The following is a 16,440-nucleotide window of genomic DNA, read 5'->3' on the forward strand; positions in this document are numbered from 1 at the left end:
TGCCATTGCTTCAGAAAAGCAATCTTCCTAATCTGGAGTTTCCTAATGCAGCTTCAAAGCTAGTTTGTGAGAAGGGGGATGCTAGCTAAGCCAGCATCCCCCTTCTCACTTCAATGTCAAATTCGCTCAGGTATTTAACACACCAAACTTGGGCGACCAAAAGCCATCCTTCCCCTGAAAAAAGGCTACATCCTTACACTTGCCTCTGCGGTTCTCAATTAAGGAACAGCGTAACATTACTTTTGCTTGTCCTTCTCTGGTGTAGGTATAGCGCTCTAGTAATGCTCCACAAACCGGACAAGGATAGTCTGTAAAGGATTCTGGATCGGGAGTGCGTTGACTATAGGGCAACTCATATTTCTTAGCTTTTGAGTTCCAAAACATGACAGTGGCACAACCTGGTTTGATGCACTTGAGAAAGTGATTAGCCTTCAACTTTTTGGAGCGAGAAGGGACTTTATGCATTAGCTCACCACAGCCTGGACAGGCAACCTTAGAAACCTGCTGAGCTGTTTTCGTTTGGGCTGTTTTCGTTTGAGCTGTTTTCGTTAAAGATTTCTCAGGTTGAGCAGAAGAATTCTGCCCGGAGGGAGTCTGCTGTGCTTCTTTAAAGTGAGTTGCTTTAAGATGAGTCGCTTTAAAGTCATTTGACCCGATCGCCTGTCGTGCTTTCACGATTGCGGGTGCAAAGTAATCTCGATGCCAACTGGTGAGATAGGTTTGCCAGTCTTGCTGCCCAGAGGCGATCGCATCTAGCGCCGTTTCCATTTGCGCTGTAAACGCGGGTTGAATCAGGTCAGGCAAAAGCTTTTCTAAAGCAGCATCCAGATCTAAGCCCAATGCGGTTGGCTGGAGTTTGCCCTGCAAAAGCTGTACATAGTCTCGCTCTCGAAGTGTTTTGATGGTCGGTGCGTAGGTGCTGGGTCGTCCAATTCCCTGGCGCTCCATTAACTGCACCAGTTTTGGTTCGCTGTAGCGGGGTGGCGGTTGGGTTTGCTTTTGATCTGCTTGAGCTTTTTGAAGCTGTAACACTTGCCCAATCTGAAGTGGCGGCAGTTGAGCGTCAGCACTGAGGTTATTCCAATAGCGGGTATAGCCTGCAAACTCTAAAACTTGCCCTCTAGCTTCCCAAAAAGCGGTACCTGATTGCGTCACCACACGAGTTTTTTGTAAACGCGCCGGACAGCACTGAGAGGCGATCGCCCGATTCCAAATTAGCTCATACAGGTTCGCCTCATCTGCTGACGCGGCAAGCGGTGGAACGCGATTCACATCTGTTGGACGAATGGCTTCGTGGGCTTCTTGTGCGCCCTTAACAGCCCGATGTTTTGCGGTGCGTTGAGGCACGTTGGTGGGATCATGCTGCTCTAGGTACTGCCGCACTGCTTGACAAAAAGGTGCAGCAAGGACGACCGAATCGGTTCGCATGTAGGTGATGTAGCCCACTTCATAAAGTGACTGCGCCACTTTCATCGTTTTTTCGGGGCTAAATCGCAGCTTAGCGCCTGCTGCCTGCTGGAGAGTGGAAGTGATAAAAGGTGCAGGGGGTGATTGATAGACGACCTTTCCTTCTACCTTGACAACTTGGTGAGGCGTAGAGCGGGCGATCGCCACCAGTCGGTCTGCTTCCGCCTGAGTTGTGACTCGCTCCGACTCCTGTTTAGGCTTGCTGTCCTCATTGGTAGAAGCATCGTCTGAAGATTCTGCTGGAGGCTGACTTGAGGCTTGTCCAACTCTGCGCTGAGCCGTAGGCTTGCTGCGATAAAAAGCCTTGAACCCTTCTCGATAGCTCACCCAAACGCTCCAATAATCTTCAGGCTTAAAAGTTTGGATTTCTCGCTCTCGCACACAGAGCAGGTGCAGCGTCGCGCTTTGTACCCGCCCCATCGACTTCGCGCCGTTGTTAAGCTGCCACACCACATGCCTACTGCCCTTGTAGCCCACCAGCTTATCTAAACAGTCACGGGCCCGACCTGCGGCAATTAAGGCTTGATCTAAAGTGCGGGGATGGGCGATCGCCTGTTGCACTGCTGCTGGCGTAATTTCGCTGTATACGACTCGCCTGGGGTTCTTTAGCCGCAACTCTTGCTGGAGGTGCCAGCCAATTGTTTCTCCTTCGCGATCGGGGTCAGTCGCAATGTAAACGGCGTTCGCCTGCTTTACCGCTTGCCGTAGTTCAGTCAAGACTTTCTTTGCGCGGGCATCTCTCGGTTCATAGCGGCAGTGAATTTGAGTTCCCTCTAAATCAAACCCCAGCGCGTCCTCTCCGTCGTTTGCCAATTCTCGAATGTGCCCCATACTGGCTTTCACAATCCAGTTGGGACCCAATATCTGACCTAGCTTTTTCAACTTGCCAGGACTTTCGATTAGTAGCAGATTTGCCATCTTCTCAACCACTTAAACCTGTGGCCTGACTCACTTGCCTTCGTAAAGCCGCTTCTAGAGATGAAACGAATCACGTTCCTACGATTTGGGGACTTGCCCAATCGAAAAGCTAGTAAAAGTAAGTTCACCTGTACTATAGCATTCTGAACCTGATCAGGAATGAACTTGCAGAATGTTTCTTTGCAGCAGATCCAGTTGGGCGAGAGGCGAATTCTATTCGCCTCTTTCCCCAATCCCAAAACGCCCGCGATCGCCACTTGGATAGGTGTGATTTGTTGGGGAACAAGGCAGGATTAGAAGTAAAACTTAGTTGCAGCATATGAAAGCATCTTCATCCAATCACTCTGGAATGGGACTGGCGATCGCCACTCTCCTTGCCATTCTTGCCACACTCACCGTGAATGCTCTATCAAACTTCTTTCCACCTGAGGGGTTAAACATTGGTGAAATCGCCAATACTGTTTTGCAAGGGGTACAAATCACGCCAGCAAACTATGCTTTTGCAATTTGGGGACTCATTTACCTGGGATTAATTACTTATGGCGTTTACCAGCTTGGTCCGAGCCGCCGGAGTGAACCACGAATTCGTCGTGCCAGTGGTTTTCTGATCATTGCCTGCCTGGCTCAAATTATTTGGGTGTACCTGTTTACCACACAACTGTTTTGGTTATCTGTGGTTGCCATGCTGGGCATTTTGCTGTCACTCATTGCTGCCTATCTCCAGTTAGGAATTGGTCATATCAGAGCTTCCAGAAGCCAAAGATGGCAAGCGTTTGCACCTTTTAGTATTTACCTTGGCTGGATTTCGGTGGCAACGGTGGTGAATGTTGCGTCTGCGCTCTACAGCAACGGTTGGACAGGATGGGGCATCAGCGATGTGAGTTGGACAGTCATCATGCTGATCGTGAGTGCGATTATTGCTGCTATTGTTGCGGTTCAACGTGCAGATGTTGCTTTCACTTTAGTGTTTGTTTGGGCATACGTGGCGATCGCCATTCGTCAACTCAATACTCCTGCTATTTGGATTACCGCAGTAGTGGGAGCGATCGCCCTGATCGGGTTACTCACCTTTAGCAGAATGAATAGGCGTAAACTGGTGAATCACTAGTAAATAAATAGCCGCTGAGCAGCCCGTGTTACAGCAACATAGAGTAACTGATTGCGTTCTCTAATGTTGCGATTCCTCAAAGCGTTAGGCACATCCACAAACACGTTTTGAAAGGTCGAACCTTGTGACTTGTGAATCGTTAGACAGTAGGCATAACTCAAGTTTGCGAACAGTGCCTTCAAATCCCAAAACTCACGCCAGCGCTTTTCCTTGGCATAGAAATCTAGTTTTTGCACAAATTCAAGCTGACTCAACTCATGTAACACGGTTAGATTTCTCTCTTTGCCTTCATCCGTGATTACTTGCAGATACCAGACATGCCACGGGCCGTCCTTTCCTGCTGCAACCCCCTGTACCTCACATTCACCAGAGTTCTGTAGGAGCAGGCTGTCATAAAACATATAAGGCGCATTGGCAACCAGTCGTTCTCCTGGCACAAATCGTGCTGCATCCGCACCATAAATTGCTGCCCGAATCTTTTGGTTTAGCTGATCTACTCTGGCGTTGGTGTAAGCCACTGCCCGCACATAATCCGGGTCTTTGCGGTAAGACTCACTTTGAAAGGCTCGAATCAACAGTTTTTCCCACTCTCTCGCCTTCACCACAAACACACCTTCGGTGCGATCGCCATTGGTATCTGTCTCAAACCGGGGAAGCTGTCCACGAGTTAAGTCATTGCGAATCGTCTCAGCTAGAACGGCGATCGCACCACCATAGCGCACCACCTCAGTTAGTTCTGAACGCTCATAGATTTTGCTAAACACCAGTGATTCATGTTCATTGATGGGTGGCAACTGAGCAATGTCACCCACAAACAAAATTTGAGTCCGCTTATATAAATTGGTTACTGCCTCCATCAACAGCAGCCACATGTCCTCACTGATCATGGAGGCTTCATCCACAATCACCAAACGATACTTATCAAAATTATTTTCACCGTTGTAGTCCGGGCGAAAAATCTGTTTTCCTGTGTTCTGGTCAATATCTGGCTTTAACCCCAGCAGTTTGCAGCAGGTCATACAGTCAACGCCCAACCCCCACTGGTCAGACATTCGCTCCAATACCTTCGTCGCTTTGTTGCTAAAGGCTGTAAAGACGATGGTGTAGGGTTCACGCTGCTTTTTTTTTAGAGCGCCTTCCCGAATGCGTTTGATCAATGCCTGAAGCAGCGTTGTCTTTCCCGTTCCGGCATAGCCCGTCAGCAAATAGAGCTTTCGCTTACTGCACACAAAATCTTCCAGGTCTTGCAGCGCCTGCCACTGCTCCTGATTGAGCTTGACACCGGACAAAACTTCTGGAATCTCTGTCGATAGCTGCTCCGTTGGCTCAGACATTTCCCTGGCTTAGAACGTTCTTGACCGATGATGCTACTGACTCAGTTGAACAAGCTTGCTTGACGATAGCAAGCTATCCCAATTTAAAGCACAAACTGCTCAATGGACTTTTAAGCCATCACCAGAGCAATCCTGTCAAAAATCTAAGATTTGGGATGGCAATTAGATGAGGCGATCGCCCGCGTTAAATTTTTTGGGCGCAAACTCTTGCTAAGCATTGGCAAGTTTGTTACCCTAGTTAGGCGCTGAAGAACAGCTAGCCGGGATAGCTCAGTTGGTAGAGCAGAGGACTGAAAATCCTCGTGTCCGGGGTTCAAATCCCCGTCCTGGCATATTTAAGTGAATTAGAGCAGGTTGATTAGAGTAAACGAAGCGTTTTTTCGTCCCGTTCGCCTTGGAAAAATCTGTCAAGCAGTTGGTCAAACACCGATTTTTCAGTCGAAACATACGCAAACAGCGTTGCACAAGATTTTAGCTTCATATCGTCGGGAGAACCGAAGATCTCGTATGCAGTTCGTCCCTCTACACTCAGAACTGCCTCAACACATTCAATCAAGCGTGAGCCAAGAATAGGGTGGCTCAAGTATGCCTTGGCTTCCGCAACGCTTTTGATTGAGTATCTCTTGGAGGTTGGACTCGACCCTAACCCATCAAACTGGGGAAAAACGTACCACATCCAGTGCGATCGCTTTCGACCACTTTTGATTTCAGAGAGTGCCTGTTCGTAGTTGGCTTGCTGGGCTTGCAAAAAGCGGTTCAAATCATAAACATCATTCATTGCACCAAATTTAATATCTGTCATAAGCATCTCCTAGCATCTGATAACTAATCTTTCGCCAGCTTGCATGACGAAAGGAAAGAACAATAGACGGATTTAAGTTGTCAAATGTTTAAGCATAGTGACGCAACATGTTGAGAACAGTTTGTGGATTATTTATCATAACTCTTCCTCTAAATGACGAGTGTTTTAACACTTTCCGTCTTATACCAATTCTCCAGATTTAGATTACACATAGATACTTCTGTAGGGGCGTTTCGCGAAACGCCCCTACCCAATCTGTTGCTCTACTTTAGAGGATTGGTATTAGGAGAATGCGATCGCCCTCCACCCCTTACCTCTCAACCTCAAAACACAAATTTCCAACTTCAGAGCACGGAAGTTTGACTTCAAAGCCTGAAACTTTGACCTCTGAGCCCGAAGTTTTGACTTCTAAACACGGAACTTCGACTTCAAAGCATAGAATTCCGACTTCAAAGCCTGAAACTTTGACTTCAGAACCCGAAGCTTTGACCTCTGAACTTGAAATGCCGTGATCAGAACTGCGATCGCCGAGCTCAAAACTCCAAGCCTGTAAACCTGTATCAAGAACTACTTGCGAAAAGCTTCATTCTCAAGTAGCCTGGTTCCTCAGTACAAAAACATATCCGTTATCCAAGCGTCACCTGCTGTTGCGACCAACAACAACAGGCGACTAACCCTCAAAACTGCGGTAACAGTTCGGAGGGCTAGAGGGCAGTTTATCACTCCACTAGCCACCCTGACTTTGCTATGGCAAAAAAAGCAGCAGGGTGGCTTTGGTTTTCGGAGGCAAATCTCAGGAGTTAGGAACTGGGGGTTAGGGGTTAAAGATGTTCTCCCTGGCTCACGGTTCCTAGCTCCTAGTCCCTCAACCTGGAGTTTTACACTGCCATGACTGACCATTCTGCTTTGATTCAAATCAACCCCGATCCGCGCATTGTCACTACGCTTGTGATCGGCACTGAAGACAACGTGAAAGCACACATTCTTAGGCAACATACCCTGGGTGTTGCCTAAGAATGTGCATGGAGCAAACCCATTCCAGTTCCCCATTGCCCTGATAAGGTGATGTGTGTTCTCAGTCGCATCATGCTTTAAGGGATCCTATTGAAAGCTTGATGTCTCTTTATCCCTCTCCAGGCTTAACCCAATGAAGTTGGCTTTTAGTGAGCTATATCTACAGTGCTTTAGTTTGGGGCTTCACGCTTTCGATAGACGTAATTGAGGAAGCAGAATCATTAAGTTGTTGCTAGTTCCTCGTAATTCAATTGAGGTAATTTAATTAAGGTGAGATGATGAATTATCTTGTTGCTGTTTTATCCGATCGCATTCAAGCTGAGGCAGCTTATTCTGCTTTAGAGAACGAAGGTTTAGCCAATACTCAAGTTGATATTTTGGGTAATGGCTATAAAAGTGCAGACGAGTACGGACTCATTAACCCAAATCAGCAAGCCCGTAAAGGCGCAAAGCGATTGGCGTTCTGGTCAGTTCCGTTTGGATTTGTCGCAGGTTATGCATTTAATGTTCTAACAGGGATTGAGATCCTTTCAACGTCTCCTCTCTTGAACCACCTTATTGGGGGACTGTTGGGAGCCGGTTCCGGTGCGTTGGGAGCCTATTTTGTGGGGGGTGGAGTTGGCTTAACCGTGGGCAGCGGAGATGCATTGCCCTATCGCAATCGCCTTGATGCAGGCAAGTACCTGATTGTGGTGAAAGGAACGGAAGAGTTAACTCGTCAAGCTACTCGTATACTGCGCCAGTTTGAGCCTGAGAACATTCAAGGATACACTGAGCCAACTAGCGCATAGCCTGAGTGACTTAGATGAGGTTGTAGCAAGTTTGTACTGTCTGTCTAACACGTCTATCTAGCACGTTCAACAGTTGACTCAGTACCCCACTACCTGGTTTTCTTCAGGTAGCACTTAATCACAACCTTATGAGTCTCAATCCATCCCCTTCAGCATCTCCCCAACCCACCCCTGCTAAATGGTGGGTCATGTTAGGGGTTGGGTTGGGCGTTTTAATGTTTACCCTGGATACCAGTATTGTCAATATCGCCTTGCCGACACTGGTGCAAACCTTTCAGACCACGTTTGCCACCATTCAGTGGATTGTGTTGAGCTACCTGCTGGTGGTTACTACTCTGGTCTTGGGTGCAGCGCGGCTGGGAGATATGATTGGCAAAAAGGGACTCTATCTGGGCGGGCTAATTGTATTTACCATCAGTTCACTGTTGTGTGGGTTAGCTCCAGATGTAGGCTGGTTGATTGGTTTCCGGGCACTACAAGGGATGGGAGCCGTCATGATTTCTGCCCTCGGAGCGGCGATCGTTACAGAAGCATTTCCAAGTTCAGAGCGGGGGCGGGCGCTGGGTATTATTGGCGCGGTCGTATCCTTGGGCATTGCGCTTGGACCGACGGTTGGGGGTCTGCTGATTGGGCTGTTTGACTGGCGCATGATTTTTTTAGTCAACGTGCCAATTGGTATCTTTGCTAGTTTTGTGGTTGTCCGCTACGTTCCCGCCAACCCGCATCCCTTTGTTGGGCAACGGTTTGATTGGGTTGGGTCGATCGTGATGACAATCGCCCTAGTCGCCTTTGCACTAGGAATGACCCACGGACAGGAGGCTGGATTTGTTAACCCAGTGACTTTGGGGCTACTTGCGATCGCCGGCATCAGTCTGGCAATTTTCCTCTGGCTAGAATCCCATATTGCCTCACCCATATTAGATTTACACCTGTTCTACAATCGTCAATTCAGCCTCAGTTTGTTGACTGGCATTCTCGTATTTATTGTCATTGCCGGAACGATTTTTATCATTCCTTTCTTCCTAGAACTGGTGTTGAATTACTCTACAACTCATACTGGCGTGTTGCTGGCAGTTTCCCCCATATTAGGTGGCATCGTCGCCCCATTTTCTGGGAATCTGTCCGATCGCTTTGGCACCCGCATCATCAGTTTGGTGGGATTGGTGCTGATGGTACTGGGTTGTTTGTGCATCAGTACATTCAATGCTCAAATGACCGACCTGGATTACATTATCCGCGTCGCTCCATTTGGAATTGGGTTGGGGATGTTTCAGTCGCCCAACAACAGCGCTATTTTAGGGTCGGTGCCTGCTGAACGGCTTGGGATTGCGTCGGGCTTACTGTCCCTGACTCGCACACTGGGGCAAACGACAGGCGTTCCACTATTAGGAGCCATTTTTGCCGGAATGGTGTTGGCGCAATCTTCTACTGCAATGGTGACGGATGCTCCCGCTGAAGCATTAGTGTTTGGGGTGCAAAGCACATTCAGGATTGCTGCTGCTATTCTGGCGATCGCAGCTTGTTTAATGTTTGTGTTGTGGCGATCGCAATTCCAAAAGGCCGGATGATAGACCCAATCAGTGCTAGAGACCTGTAGGTCTAGAACATCACTGCTAAATCGTACGGGTTACAGTCGTTTTGTTTTGCTTGCACGGTCGCACCATTGTATCGAGGAGATGCTCAATCACATTGGGCAAGTTTGAGCAAAGCCCCGTATGAACTCGCGATGTCTGGATCACAGTGCTGCGAGGAGCCACAATCCAGTAAAAACGCTCCCTGTGAGGGAGTTGACCAATGGGGCCAGATAACTCTCCCCCCGCACAAATCAGTGGGATGGCTGCGAGATAGTCTCGAATGGTTTCAATATCAATGGTGGGGTCGAGTGCCATCAGCCGTTGCTCATCAAGCTCAATCCGAGATTCTAGGAATTTGTGGCTCGCGCATGAAACGACCACCCCAGCGTTGACAAACTCTTCCCGCTCGACTCTAGGAACCACGCGGATAATGGCGTAATCATACGTTAAGAGCTTGTGCACGAACTGCTTCCTCCAGAAAAACGCGCGGTGCTTCCAACCGCTTCATTAAGTACTCGATGTAAGCTTCTCGATATTGATCACTGTCAACAAATAGAGCGTCTCTCTCCAGCCAAGCCTCAGGAATCAGCTGCACGATCTGCTCGATAGTGCTTGATGTCAGCCGCTCAGTTATTTTCGCATCTACCTCTTGTAGAACGCTAGCGCCGTGCAGCAAAACATGATCCTTGATCGCAGGAAAAGGGGAACGGCTCCGTTCTAAATAATTGCTCCAGGTATGGTGGAAGTAGAGGGCAGCACCATGATCGATTAGCCACAGTCGTCGGTGCCACATCAGCATATTGGTGTTGCGCGCTGTCCGATCGATGTTCGTCACGTAAGCATCAAACCAGACAATTAAAGAGGCGAGAGCAGGGTCAGGTTTCGCAGCAATAGGGTCAAAGGTGATCGAGCCGGGCAGATAATCGAGTGCCAGATTCAGACCCACGCTTGCCCGAATCAAGTCCTGTATTTCTGGGTCCGGTTCAGTGCGGGCAAGCTCAGAGTCAAGGTTAACCAGGACGATCTCAGGAACAAGCAACCCTAGAGTGCGGGCAATTTCTCCTGCAACTAGCTCAGCAATCAGAGCTTTCGCGCCCTGTCCAGCCCCTCGGAACTTCAGCACATACATGCCATCATCATCAGCTTCCACAATGGCTGGCAGCGATCCACCTTCACGTAGGGGAGTGACATATCGGGTAGCAGTAATGGTTCGTAAACTCATCTTTTGTAACAACGCTCCAAGCTATCTTTAGTAGAGCAGTCAACTCATTAATGCAGCTTCAACAAGAGTGAAAGTATAAATTTCGTAGGGGCATGGCATTGCCATGCTCCCACGAGAGAATTGAGATGCGTGAATCATACCCGCATTCAGCAACGCCATCTCTACTATCTGCGATCGCGATCCCAGCGGTAAATCGCATTTTGTAAAAGCTGGAGCCGATTTGAATTTGAGTTGCGCTGCTGCTCGTATTGAATTAACCTTTCCACCAGCTTTTTATCCCCTTTTGCTCGCCTGAGAAGCTGCTGCTGGAGTTGTTTCTCCATCCCCCCGCTGCTGCTACGGCTCTGAGTTACAGCGTAAACAGCGCTAACCGCTAGAGCAATTAGAGGAATCACATACCAGCTCCAAGTAAACCCTTGAGCGGATAGAAAAGCTACCAGCAGAAAAATTGCAACAATGGCTATCAACCCTCTTTGCCAGGTCTTGGACTGAGAATTTTTATCCTCATCACCCCTGTCTGGAAGCAGATGCATGTAGCTTGCAGCTTCAGACCAACCTGTTTCCTTATCCGAACCACACTCAGGGCAAGCACGAGCCTTAAGTGGCACATCCGCTCCGCAGTTAGGACAGGTGAAGTATTTTGACACGCTTACTCGCGCTCCCTGATCAATTTCTGGTAAACGTTCATCTATTCCTTAGCATAATCTCCATTTGGTTCAAGGATTGCTATTGAGTAGGTTTCAAGAGCGATCGCCCTTCAATTACCTTTCAGATAGCGATCGCCGCTTCTTTCCACTCACTTTTGCAGCTTGGGGAATAGCTCTTGACTCTAGCGTGAATTCTGGAATGCTTTGCCGTTCAGACTCACTGAGGCTGTATTGTTCGCAAACTAGGCTAAGCCGATTTGTGGAACTGGTAACTGGATTAATGGAGTGCGTTAGGTCACCCTGAAACCATAGCAACATATTGGTTTGTGGCTGAATTTGGGCAACTTGACGTTTACCGTTTTGCAAAACTAACTCACCGCCCTGTAAATCCTGGGGCACTCGCACATACAAAACACTCACCAGTGCAGGTGGCTCAACCGTCTTGCAATAGGAGCGTAGCGATCGATCAATGTGTGGATCGACTCGTGAACCTGCTTTGAGTAGGAGTGGGTTGAGATAAAAGGCGTTGCATTCGGGCTGAAGGGCGATCGCCAAATATTGCTTAAAGAATGGAAACCGTTGCTCTACTTCCGCCAATCCAGAACGCTGAAACACGAGTGAGAATCCTTTGGTGTTGACGAAATCTCGGTTCAGGTTGTTAACTGCAAAGTAAGGACAGGCGCGAATTTGCCCCTCTAACTCACTCAGGTAGCTAACCGGAAAAACTGAGTACTGCTGACGATAGTAAGTGTTCATTCGATTAACTCAAGGCAGATGGGGCAGGGCAAGTGTAGCTTACAGGTTGACCTGTTGTGGGGTGAACAAATGATAACTGTAGCGCATGAAGATGATAGCCGCAGTCGCCAGGAATAGGTCTACTGTGTGTCGTCGAGCCTGAATCGGCTAACGCAGAGGATAGGGGAACACCACCAACACCGTATAGTGGGTCGCCTACCAACGGAAAGCCGCTTGCTGCTAAATGAATGCGAATTTGGTGGGGTCGCCCTGTAAGAATGGTGACTTCCAGGAGTGTATTGTTTTCGTTGCGTCTAAGGACACAGCACTCACTGTGAGCAGGCGGTCCATATGGGGTTGCGGCATAAAGATAGCCCAGCAGAGGGTAAGGAATTTTGCCAATCGGTTGGGTGATGGTGAAACGATCTGGCATGGTCGTTCCACTCGCCAGAGCACGATAGGTTTTACGAATTTGGCGATCGCGCATTTGCTGACTTAGACTGGCTCGTGCAGAGGGCGATCGCGCCAACAACATTAACCCTGAAGTTCCCCGTCCTAGGCGATGAATTGGTATGGGTGGCGAATCTGGATAGCGCTGCTGAAGCTGCCACAGGAGTGTGTTTTGCAGGAATCCGCCTCCAGGTAAAACGGGCAACCCCGATGGCTTGGCAATCACCAGTAAGTCTGCATTCTCATGCAGCACAGCAAATTCTAAAGGAACTTCCGGTTCCTGCCAGGGTGGACGATGATAAGTGAGTTGGTTTCCCGCTTGCAAAACGGCTGTAGCGGTTGCCAGCACTCCGTTGAGCAGCACTTGACCGGACTCAATTCGCTGTTCCCATTCGGCGCGGCTAGAGTGTTGGTAGCGCTGGGTGTAATAGTCCAACACCGATAGGCTTTCGGTGTTGCGGTTGATGCGATCGCAATAAGTCCAGCCTTCGTTCACCCAAACAACCTTCTAACGTTTACCCTGCTTCAACCATTTTTAACGCTCTGGACTACCTAATTTTACGCCTTGCCTATATTCTGATGATCAGTGCATCGGGCTAGTCACATTAAATACCGTCATTTTGAGGTTGCCAGAATGCGTCATAGCGCGAGTAAAAGAAACGGTAGACTAGAATTTGCGCGTGTTTTGGCGATCGCCACCAGCATTATTATCTCTGCCGGAGGGATAGTTGATGATCGCGTTCTGGCTCAAATTACACCCGATAGCAGCTTAGGTTCTGAAAATTCTCAGATTTTCCGCGATGCCTCTGGTCGGCTGATTAACATTGGTGGCGGAGCGGCTCGAGGCGCAAATCTATTTCACAGTTTTACAGAATTCAACGTGGGCGGACGGCAGCAGGTTTATTTCACCAACCCGGTTGGAATCGAAAATATTCTCAGTCGCGTCACCGGAAATGACCCTTCCGAGATTCTAGGTACACTGGGTGTCAGCGGCAACGCCAACCTGTTTTTGCTCAACCCCAACGGCATCCTGTTTGGACGAAATGCCCGTCTGGATATTGCAGGTTCTTTTGTTGCCACCACTGCCGATCGCTTCTCCTTCAACAACGGATTAGAGTTCAGCGCAGTTGATCCAGAATTGCCGCCACTCCTGACGGTCACAGTAAATCCAGGTGTGCAGTTGGGCAGAGGTGTTGCAGGCGGCACGATCACTAACCGAGGCAGCTTAACTGTCGGACAAGATCTGTCACTCATCGCAGAGACTCTAAACCTGAGCGGACAACTTCAGGCAGGTAAAACACTCACTTTGCGAGCGTTAGATACCGTATGGATACGCGATCGCCCCAGTCAACCCTTCCTTGCCTCAGCAGGGGGAAATTTGCAGGTACAGGGCGATCGCCGAGTCAACATCTTTGCACTCAATCACTCCAACAGCGGCTTTTTTGCAGGTGAAGATTTAGTGTTACGCTCTGCCAATTCCGTTCAGGGAGACGCTCACTATACCGCAGGCAATAACTTCCGCATTGAACAGTTAAATGGGCAGTTGGGCAGTTTATCTAGCCCCTACGATCCAGTCATTCGAGCCAATGGAAATGTAAGTTTTACCAGCTACACAGGTGCCTCTCTACACATCTTTGCAGGCGGCGCAGTAAACATCGGCAGGGTTGAAATTACGGGTGCAGATGCAACAAACTCGATTAATGAAACGGTAGTTCTCTCTGACGGCTCCACTTTACAGGTGAATGGCGCGGCGCAGCCTACGCTGGATATCCGTGCAGGCACCACGGCAGTTGGAACTCCTTTAGGTGTGACAGGAATACCCTCTCCTACAGGGTTAAACTCATCTACTGCTACATCAGCCAATATCACTATTGACGAAATTATCCTGAATCAACCTGACGGATTGATTTTTCTCACTAATCAATATCAGCCCAACAACTCACTCAATGGCACGATTGAGATCGGATTTATTAATGCGATCGCCCCAACCCTCGACAGTTCCGTCACTGTAGATGCTCGTAATGGAATTATTTTGAACGACATTGTAGATGTATCTGGAGTCGATCCAGCAACAAACTTGATCACGGGTGATGGTGGCAATGTGACATTTCTAGCTGATGGTAATATTCGCTTAAATGAAGGGGCTGCCATTTTTTCGGAGGGGCTATTAGGGGGAAATATTCAACTCAACAGTGAAGGCGCACTCACGATTCGTGGCACTGGCGACTCTACCACTTTTGCGATCGCCAGCAACACGTTTACAGATGTAGCTGGGGCAAACAGCGGTGATATCCAAATTACGGCTCAGTCCCTTTCTAGCACTAACGCTGGAAACATCGCCGCAATCACCTTTGGTGCTGGAGAAGCCGGAAACGTCACGATTAACACCGATGATTTTGTCTCCCTCAATAACAGTGAGATCGTTAGTGTTGTTGAACTAGGAGCAACAGGTAGCGGAGGTGATATCAATGTAATAACGCGATCGCTCTCCCTCAGCAACGTTTCAGGCTTAGTGGCAGTCACACTTGCGGATGGACAGGCCGGAAATGTTAATATCTTCACCAGCGAATCCACTTCGCTCAACGACAGCCAAATCGCCAGCTTTGTCAATCCTGAAGCAACCGGACAGGGAGGCAGCCTAAATCTCAACACCCAATCTCTTCTGGTCACCAATGGCGCTCAGGTCAACGCTAATACATTGGGGCTAGGAGATGCGGGGCAAGTCAGAATCAATGCGGCTGACTCCATTGTTTTAGATGGCATCAGTGCAAATGGAACCGTGAGTGGTGTGTTTAGCAATGTCTTTAATGAAAGGGATCAAGCTGGAAACATCGTTGGACTAACAGAGGGAAATGGCGGCAATATTGATATCACGACGCGATCGCTCTCCGTTCTGAATGGCGCTCAAATCAACGCCAGCACTGAAGGTAGAGGCGATGCAGGCAATATTAATCTTGATGCCAACTCCGTTCTCGTCACGGGAAGTGGGTTTGACAGTTTTCAAAACATTTTTTCTCCCAGTGCAATCGTGAGTGAAGTGTTGTTTGGCGCAGACGGCGCAGGCGGCGATATTGGAGTAAACGCAGCCAATCTTGAAGTGTCCGATAACGGTCGAATTAGCGCCAGTACCGATGGTTTTGGTAATGCTGGAAGTTTAGATCTAGATATTACCGATTCTGTTACCCTAACAGGTGCAACCAGCGGACTTTTTGCAGATACCATTGCAGGCTCTAGTGGCAATGGCGGCAGCATTTTTCTCACTAGTCGTCAGGTGCTGATTCGAGACGGGGCAAGCATCGCAGCTGGCAGTGAAGGATTTGGCGTTGGCGGCAATATTCAACTTGAAGGCAACTCGCTATTTCTCAACAGGGGCTTAATTTCTGCTCGAACTGCCAGCACTACAGGGGGCAACATCACCCTAAATTTGGCAGATACAGTCGTGTTGCGCCGTGAAAGTGAGATTTCCACTACCGCAGGTACGGCGCAGACAGGCGGAGATGGCGGCAACATCACAATCAACACAGACTTTTTGGCGGCGGTGGCTTCTGAGAACAGCGATATCACCGCCAATGCGTTTCAGGGACAAGGGGGCAACATCAACATCACAGCGATCGGCGTGTTTGGCATTGCTCCCCGCGAAGCGCAGACCGAACTTAGCGACATCACCGCCAGCTCAGAGTTTGGCGTAGACGGTGTAATCGAGATTAACCGTCCTGATGTAGATCCGAGTCGCGGCACCGCAGAACTGCCCGCTGATGTAGTAGATGCCTCTCGTCTCGTCGCCCAGGGTTGCTCAGCCGGAAATACAGCGATCGCCAGCCAGATCGGTGAATTTACGATCACTGGACGGGGTGGCTTACCTCCCAGCCCTACCGAGCAACTCAACAGCGACGCAATCCTGGCAGATTGGGAAACGCTGGAAGAACCCACCAACCTTTCAACCACAAGTTCACCCATTCCCCCAACCCATTCTGCGTCAGCCCCCACCGACCTGACAGAAGCTCAAGGCTGGGCGATCGCCCCCAACGGTCAACTCGTCCTCACCGCCCAAGCAACCGCAGTTCCTCATTCTCCCTGGGTTAATTCTGCAACCTGTCGGTCATAGGGATTTAGGATTTGGGAATTAGCAAAGACTTACCCAACCCCCAACCTCTAACTCATAAGCTTCAACGTTTACGAAAGCTTTAAAGGAACGAAGTGAATTGTAGTCTTTCGCTGAAGCTCAGTATTAATACTGGAACATGCTGTGAAAATGATGTAGAAATGCAATATGTGAATCCGTGTATACGGCAATAGGTTTCTGCATTTACCGCTTCAGTTTTTTAATTTTTCTGGCAGGCGATCGCCCAATTGCATCGTTTCGCCAAGCAAACGCAAC

Annotated in this window: 13 protein-coding genes and 1 tRNA gene; 6 read left to right on the top strand and 8 right to left on the bottom strand. The window is 48.9% G+C overall.

What is annotated here, in order from left to right; all coding sequences use genetic code 11:
* Positions 1-126: 126 nt before the first annotated feature.
* The gene (gene topA / locus H6G00_RS22695) at positions 127-2,385 is read right to left on the bottom strand and encodes a type I DNA topoisomerase (RefSeq protein ID WP_190798501.1); all 2,259 of its coding nucleotides are present in this window, start codon (positions 2,383-2,385) and stop codon (positions 127-129) included.
* 319 nt (positions 2,386-2,704) lie between these two features.
* On the opposite strand from topA, the gene H6G00_RS22700 reads away from it, so the two are divergent.
* Positions 2,705-3,493 (top strand): tryptophan-rich sensory protein, encoded by a 789-nt coding sequence (locus H6G00_RS22700; protein WP_190798502.1) that lies wholly within the window; start codon positions 2,705-2,707, stop codon positions 3,491-3,493.
* Here H6G00_RS22700 and H6G00_RS22705 read toward each other — a convergent pair.
* Positions 3,490-4,827, bottom strand: coding sequence for an AAA family ATPase (locus tag H6G00_RS22705; protein ID WP_190798503.1), 1,338 nt, complete (start codon positions 4,825-4,827; stop codon positions 3,490-3,492). The two genes, H6G00_RS22700 and H6G00_RS22705, sit on opposite strands and share 4 nt — an antisense overlap.
* Before the next feature lie 259 nt (positions 4,828-5,086).
* Between H6G00_RS22705 and H6G00_RS22710 the strand changes: the two genes are divergently transcribed.
* Positions 5,087-5,159, top strand: a tRNA-Phe gene (locus tag H6G00_RS22710).
* A gap of 26 nt (positions 5,160-5,185) precedes the next feature.
* Here the strand turns inward: H6G00_RS22710 and H6G00_RS22715 are convergent.
* Positions 5,186-5,629 (bottom strand): DUF1810 domain-containing protein, encoded by a 444-nt coding sequence (locus H6G00_RS22715; protein ID WP_199318657.1) that lies wholly within the window; start codon positions 5,627-5,629, stop codon positions 5,186-5,188.
* Positions 5,630-6,517: 888 nt separating this feature from the next.
* On the opposite strand from H6G00_RS22715, the gene H6G00_RS36225 reads away from it, so the two are divergent.
* The 3 genes from H6G00_RS36225 to H6G00_RS22725 all read left to right on the top strand — a co-directional run bounded on the left by H6G00_RS36225 (position 6,518) and on the right by H6G00_RS22725 (position 9,002).
* The gene (locus H6G00_RS36225) at positions 6,518-6,643 is read left to right on the top strand and encodes a hypothetical protein (RefSeq protein ID WP_277881940.1); all 126 of its coding nucleotides are present in this window, start codon (positions 6,518-6,520) and stop codon (positions 6,641-6,643) included.
* 278 nt (positions 6,644-6,921) lie between these two features.
* Positions 6,922-7,434, top strand: coding sequence for a hypothetical protein (locus tag H6G00_RS22720; protein WP_190798711.1), 513 nt, complete (start codon positions 6,922-6,924; stop codon positions 7,432-7,434).
* A 128-nt stretch (positions 7,435-7,562) separates the two neighbouring features.
* A complete protein-coding gene (locus H6G00_RS22725; protein ID WP_242042443.1) occupies positions 7,563-9,002 on the top strand; it encodes a DHA2 family efflux MFS transporter permease subunit in 1,440 nt (479 codons plus the stop codon).
* A gap of 45 nt (positions 9,003-9,047) precedes the next feature.
* Here H6G00_RS22725 and H6G00_RS22730 read toward each other — a convergent pair whose 3' ends face one another.
* The 5 genes from H6G00_RS22730 to H6G00_RS22750 form a co-directional block, all read right to left on the bottom strand.
* Positions 9,048-9,470 (bottom strand): DUF3037 domain-containing protein, encoded by a 423-nt coding sequence (locus H6G00_RS22730; protein ID WP_190646300.1) that lies wholly within the window; start codon positions 9,468-9,470, stop codon positions 9,048-9,050.
* The gene (locus H6G00_RS22735; protein WP_190798504.1) at positions 9,448-10,230 is read right to left on the bottom strand and encodes a HipA family kinase; all 783 of its coding nucleotides are present in this window, start codon (positions 10,228-10,230) and stop codon (positions 9,448-9,450) included. The genes H6G00_RS22730 and H6G00_RS22735 overlap by 23 nt, the downstream gene beginning before the upstream one ends.
* A gap of 164 nt (positions 10,231-10,394) precedes the next feature.
* Complete coding sequence (locus tag H6G00_RS22740; protein ID WP_190798505.1) at positions 10,395-10,877, bottom strand: zinc ribbon domain-containing protein; 483 nt, start codon at positions 10,875-10,877, stop codon at positions 10,395-10,397.
* 114 nt (positions 10,878-10,991) lie between these two features.
* Positions 10,992-11,633, bottom strand: a complete 642-nt coding sequence (locus H6G00_RS22745) for a 2OG-Fe(II) oxygenase (protein ID WP_190798506.1) — start codon at positions 11,631-11,633, stop codon at positions 10,992-10,994.
* 4 nt (positions 11,634-11,637) lie between these two features.
* Positions 11,638-12,558 carry an RluA family pseudouridine synthase gene (locus tag H6G00_RS22750; protein WP_190798507.1) on the bottom strand — a complete coding sequence of 307 codons (921 nt, stop codon included), beginning with the start codon at positions 12,556-12,558 and terminating at the stop codon, positions 11,638-11,640.
* Positions 12,559-12,696: 138 nt separating this feature from the next.
* On the opposite strand from H6G00_RS22750, the gene H6G00_RS22755 reads away from it, so the two are divergent.
* Complete coding sequence (locus H6G00_RS22755; protein ID WP_190798508.1) at positions 12,697-16,167, top strand: filamentous hemagglutinin N-terminal domain-containing protein; 3,471 nt, start codon at positions 12,697-12,699, stop codon at positions 16,165-16,167.
* The last annotated feature ends 273 nt before the right edge of the window (positions 16,168-16,440 follow it).

This window comes from Leptolyngbya sp. FACHB-541, assembly GCF_014695875.1.
GTDB lineage: Bacteria > Cyanobacteriota > Cyanobacteriia > Elainellales > Elainellaceae > JAAUTN01.

What these genes read in the sequence shown, in the direction of transcription:
- topA (WP_190798501.1), bottom strand. Translation starts at nt 2,385, where the DNA reads ATGGCAAATCTGCTACTAATCGAAAGTCCTGGCAAGTTGAAAAAGCTA.
- H6G00_RS22700 (WP_190798502.1), top strand. Translation starts at nt 2,705, where the DNA reads ATGAAAGCATCTTCATCCAATCACTCTGGAATGGGACTGGCGATCGCC.
- H6G00_RS22705 (WP_190798503.1), bottom strand. Translation starts at nt 4,827, where the DNA reads ATGTCTGAGCCAACGGAGCAGCTATCGACAGAGATTCCAGAAGTTTTG.
- H6G00_RS22715 (WP_199318657.1), bottom strand. Translation starts at nt 5,629, where the DNA reads ATGACAGATATTAAATTTGGTGCAATGAATGATGTTTATGATTTGAAC.
- H6G00_RS36225 (WP_277881940.1), top strand. Translation starts at nt 6,518, where the DNA reads ATGACTGACCATTCTGCTTTGATTCAAATCAACCCCGATCCGCGCATT.
- H6G00_RS22720 (WP_190798711.1), top strand. Translation starts at nt 6,922, where the DNA reads ATGAATTATCTTGTTGCTGTTTTATCCGATCGCATTCAAGCTGAGGCA.
- H6G00_RS22725 (WP_242042443.1), top strand. Translation starts at nt 7,563, where the DNA reads ATGAGTCTCAATCCATCCCCTTCAGCATCTCCCCAACCCACCCCTGCT.
- H6G00_RS22735 (WP_190798504.1), bottom strand. Translation starts at nt 10,230, where the DNA reads ATGAGTTTACGAACCATTACTGCTACCCGATATGTCACTCCCCTACGT.
- H6G00_RS22745 (WP_190798506.1), bottom strand. Translation starts at nt 11,633, where the DNA reads ATGAACACTTACTATCGTCAGCAGTACTCAGTTTTTCCGGTTAGCTAC.
- H6G00_RS22755 (WP_190798508.1), top strand. Translation starts at nt 12,697, where the DNA reads ATGCGTCATAGCGCGAGTAAAAGAAACGGTAGACTAGAATTTGCGCGT.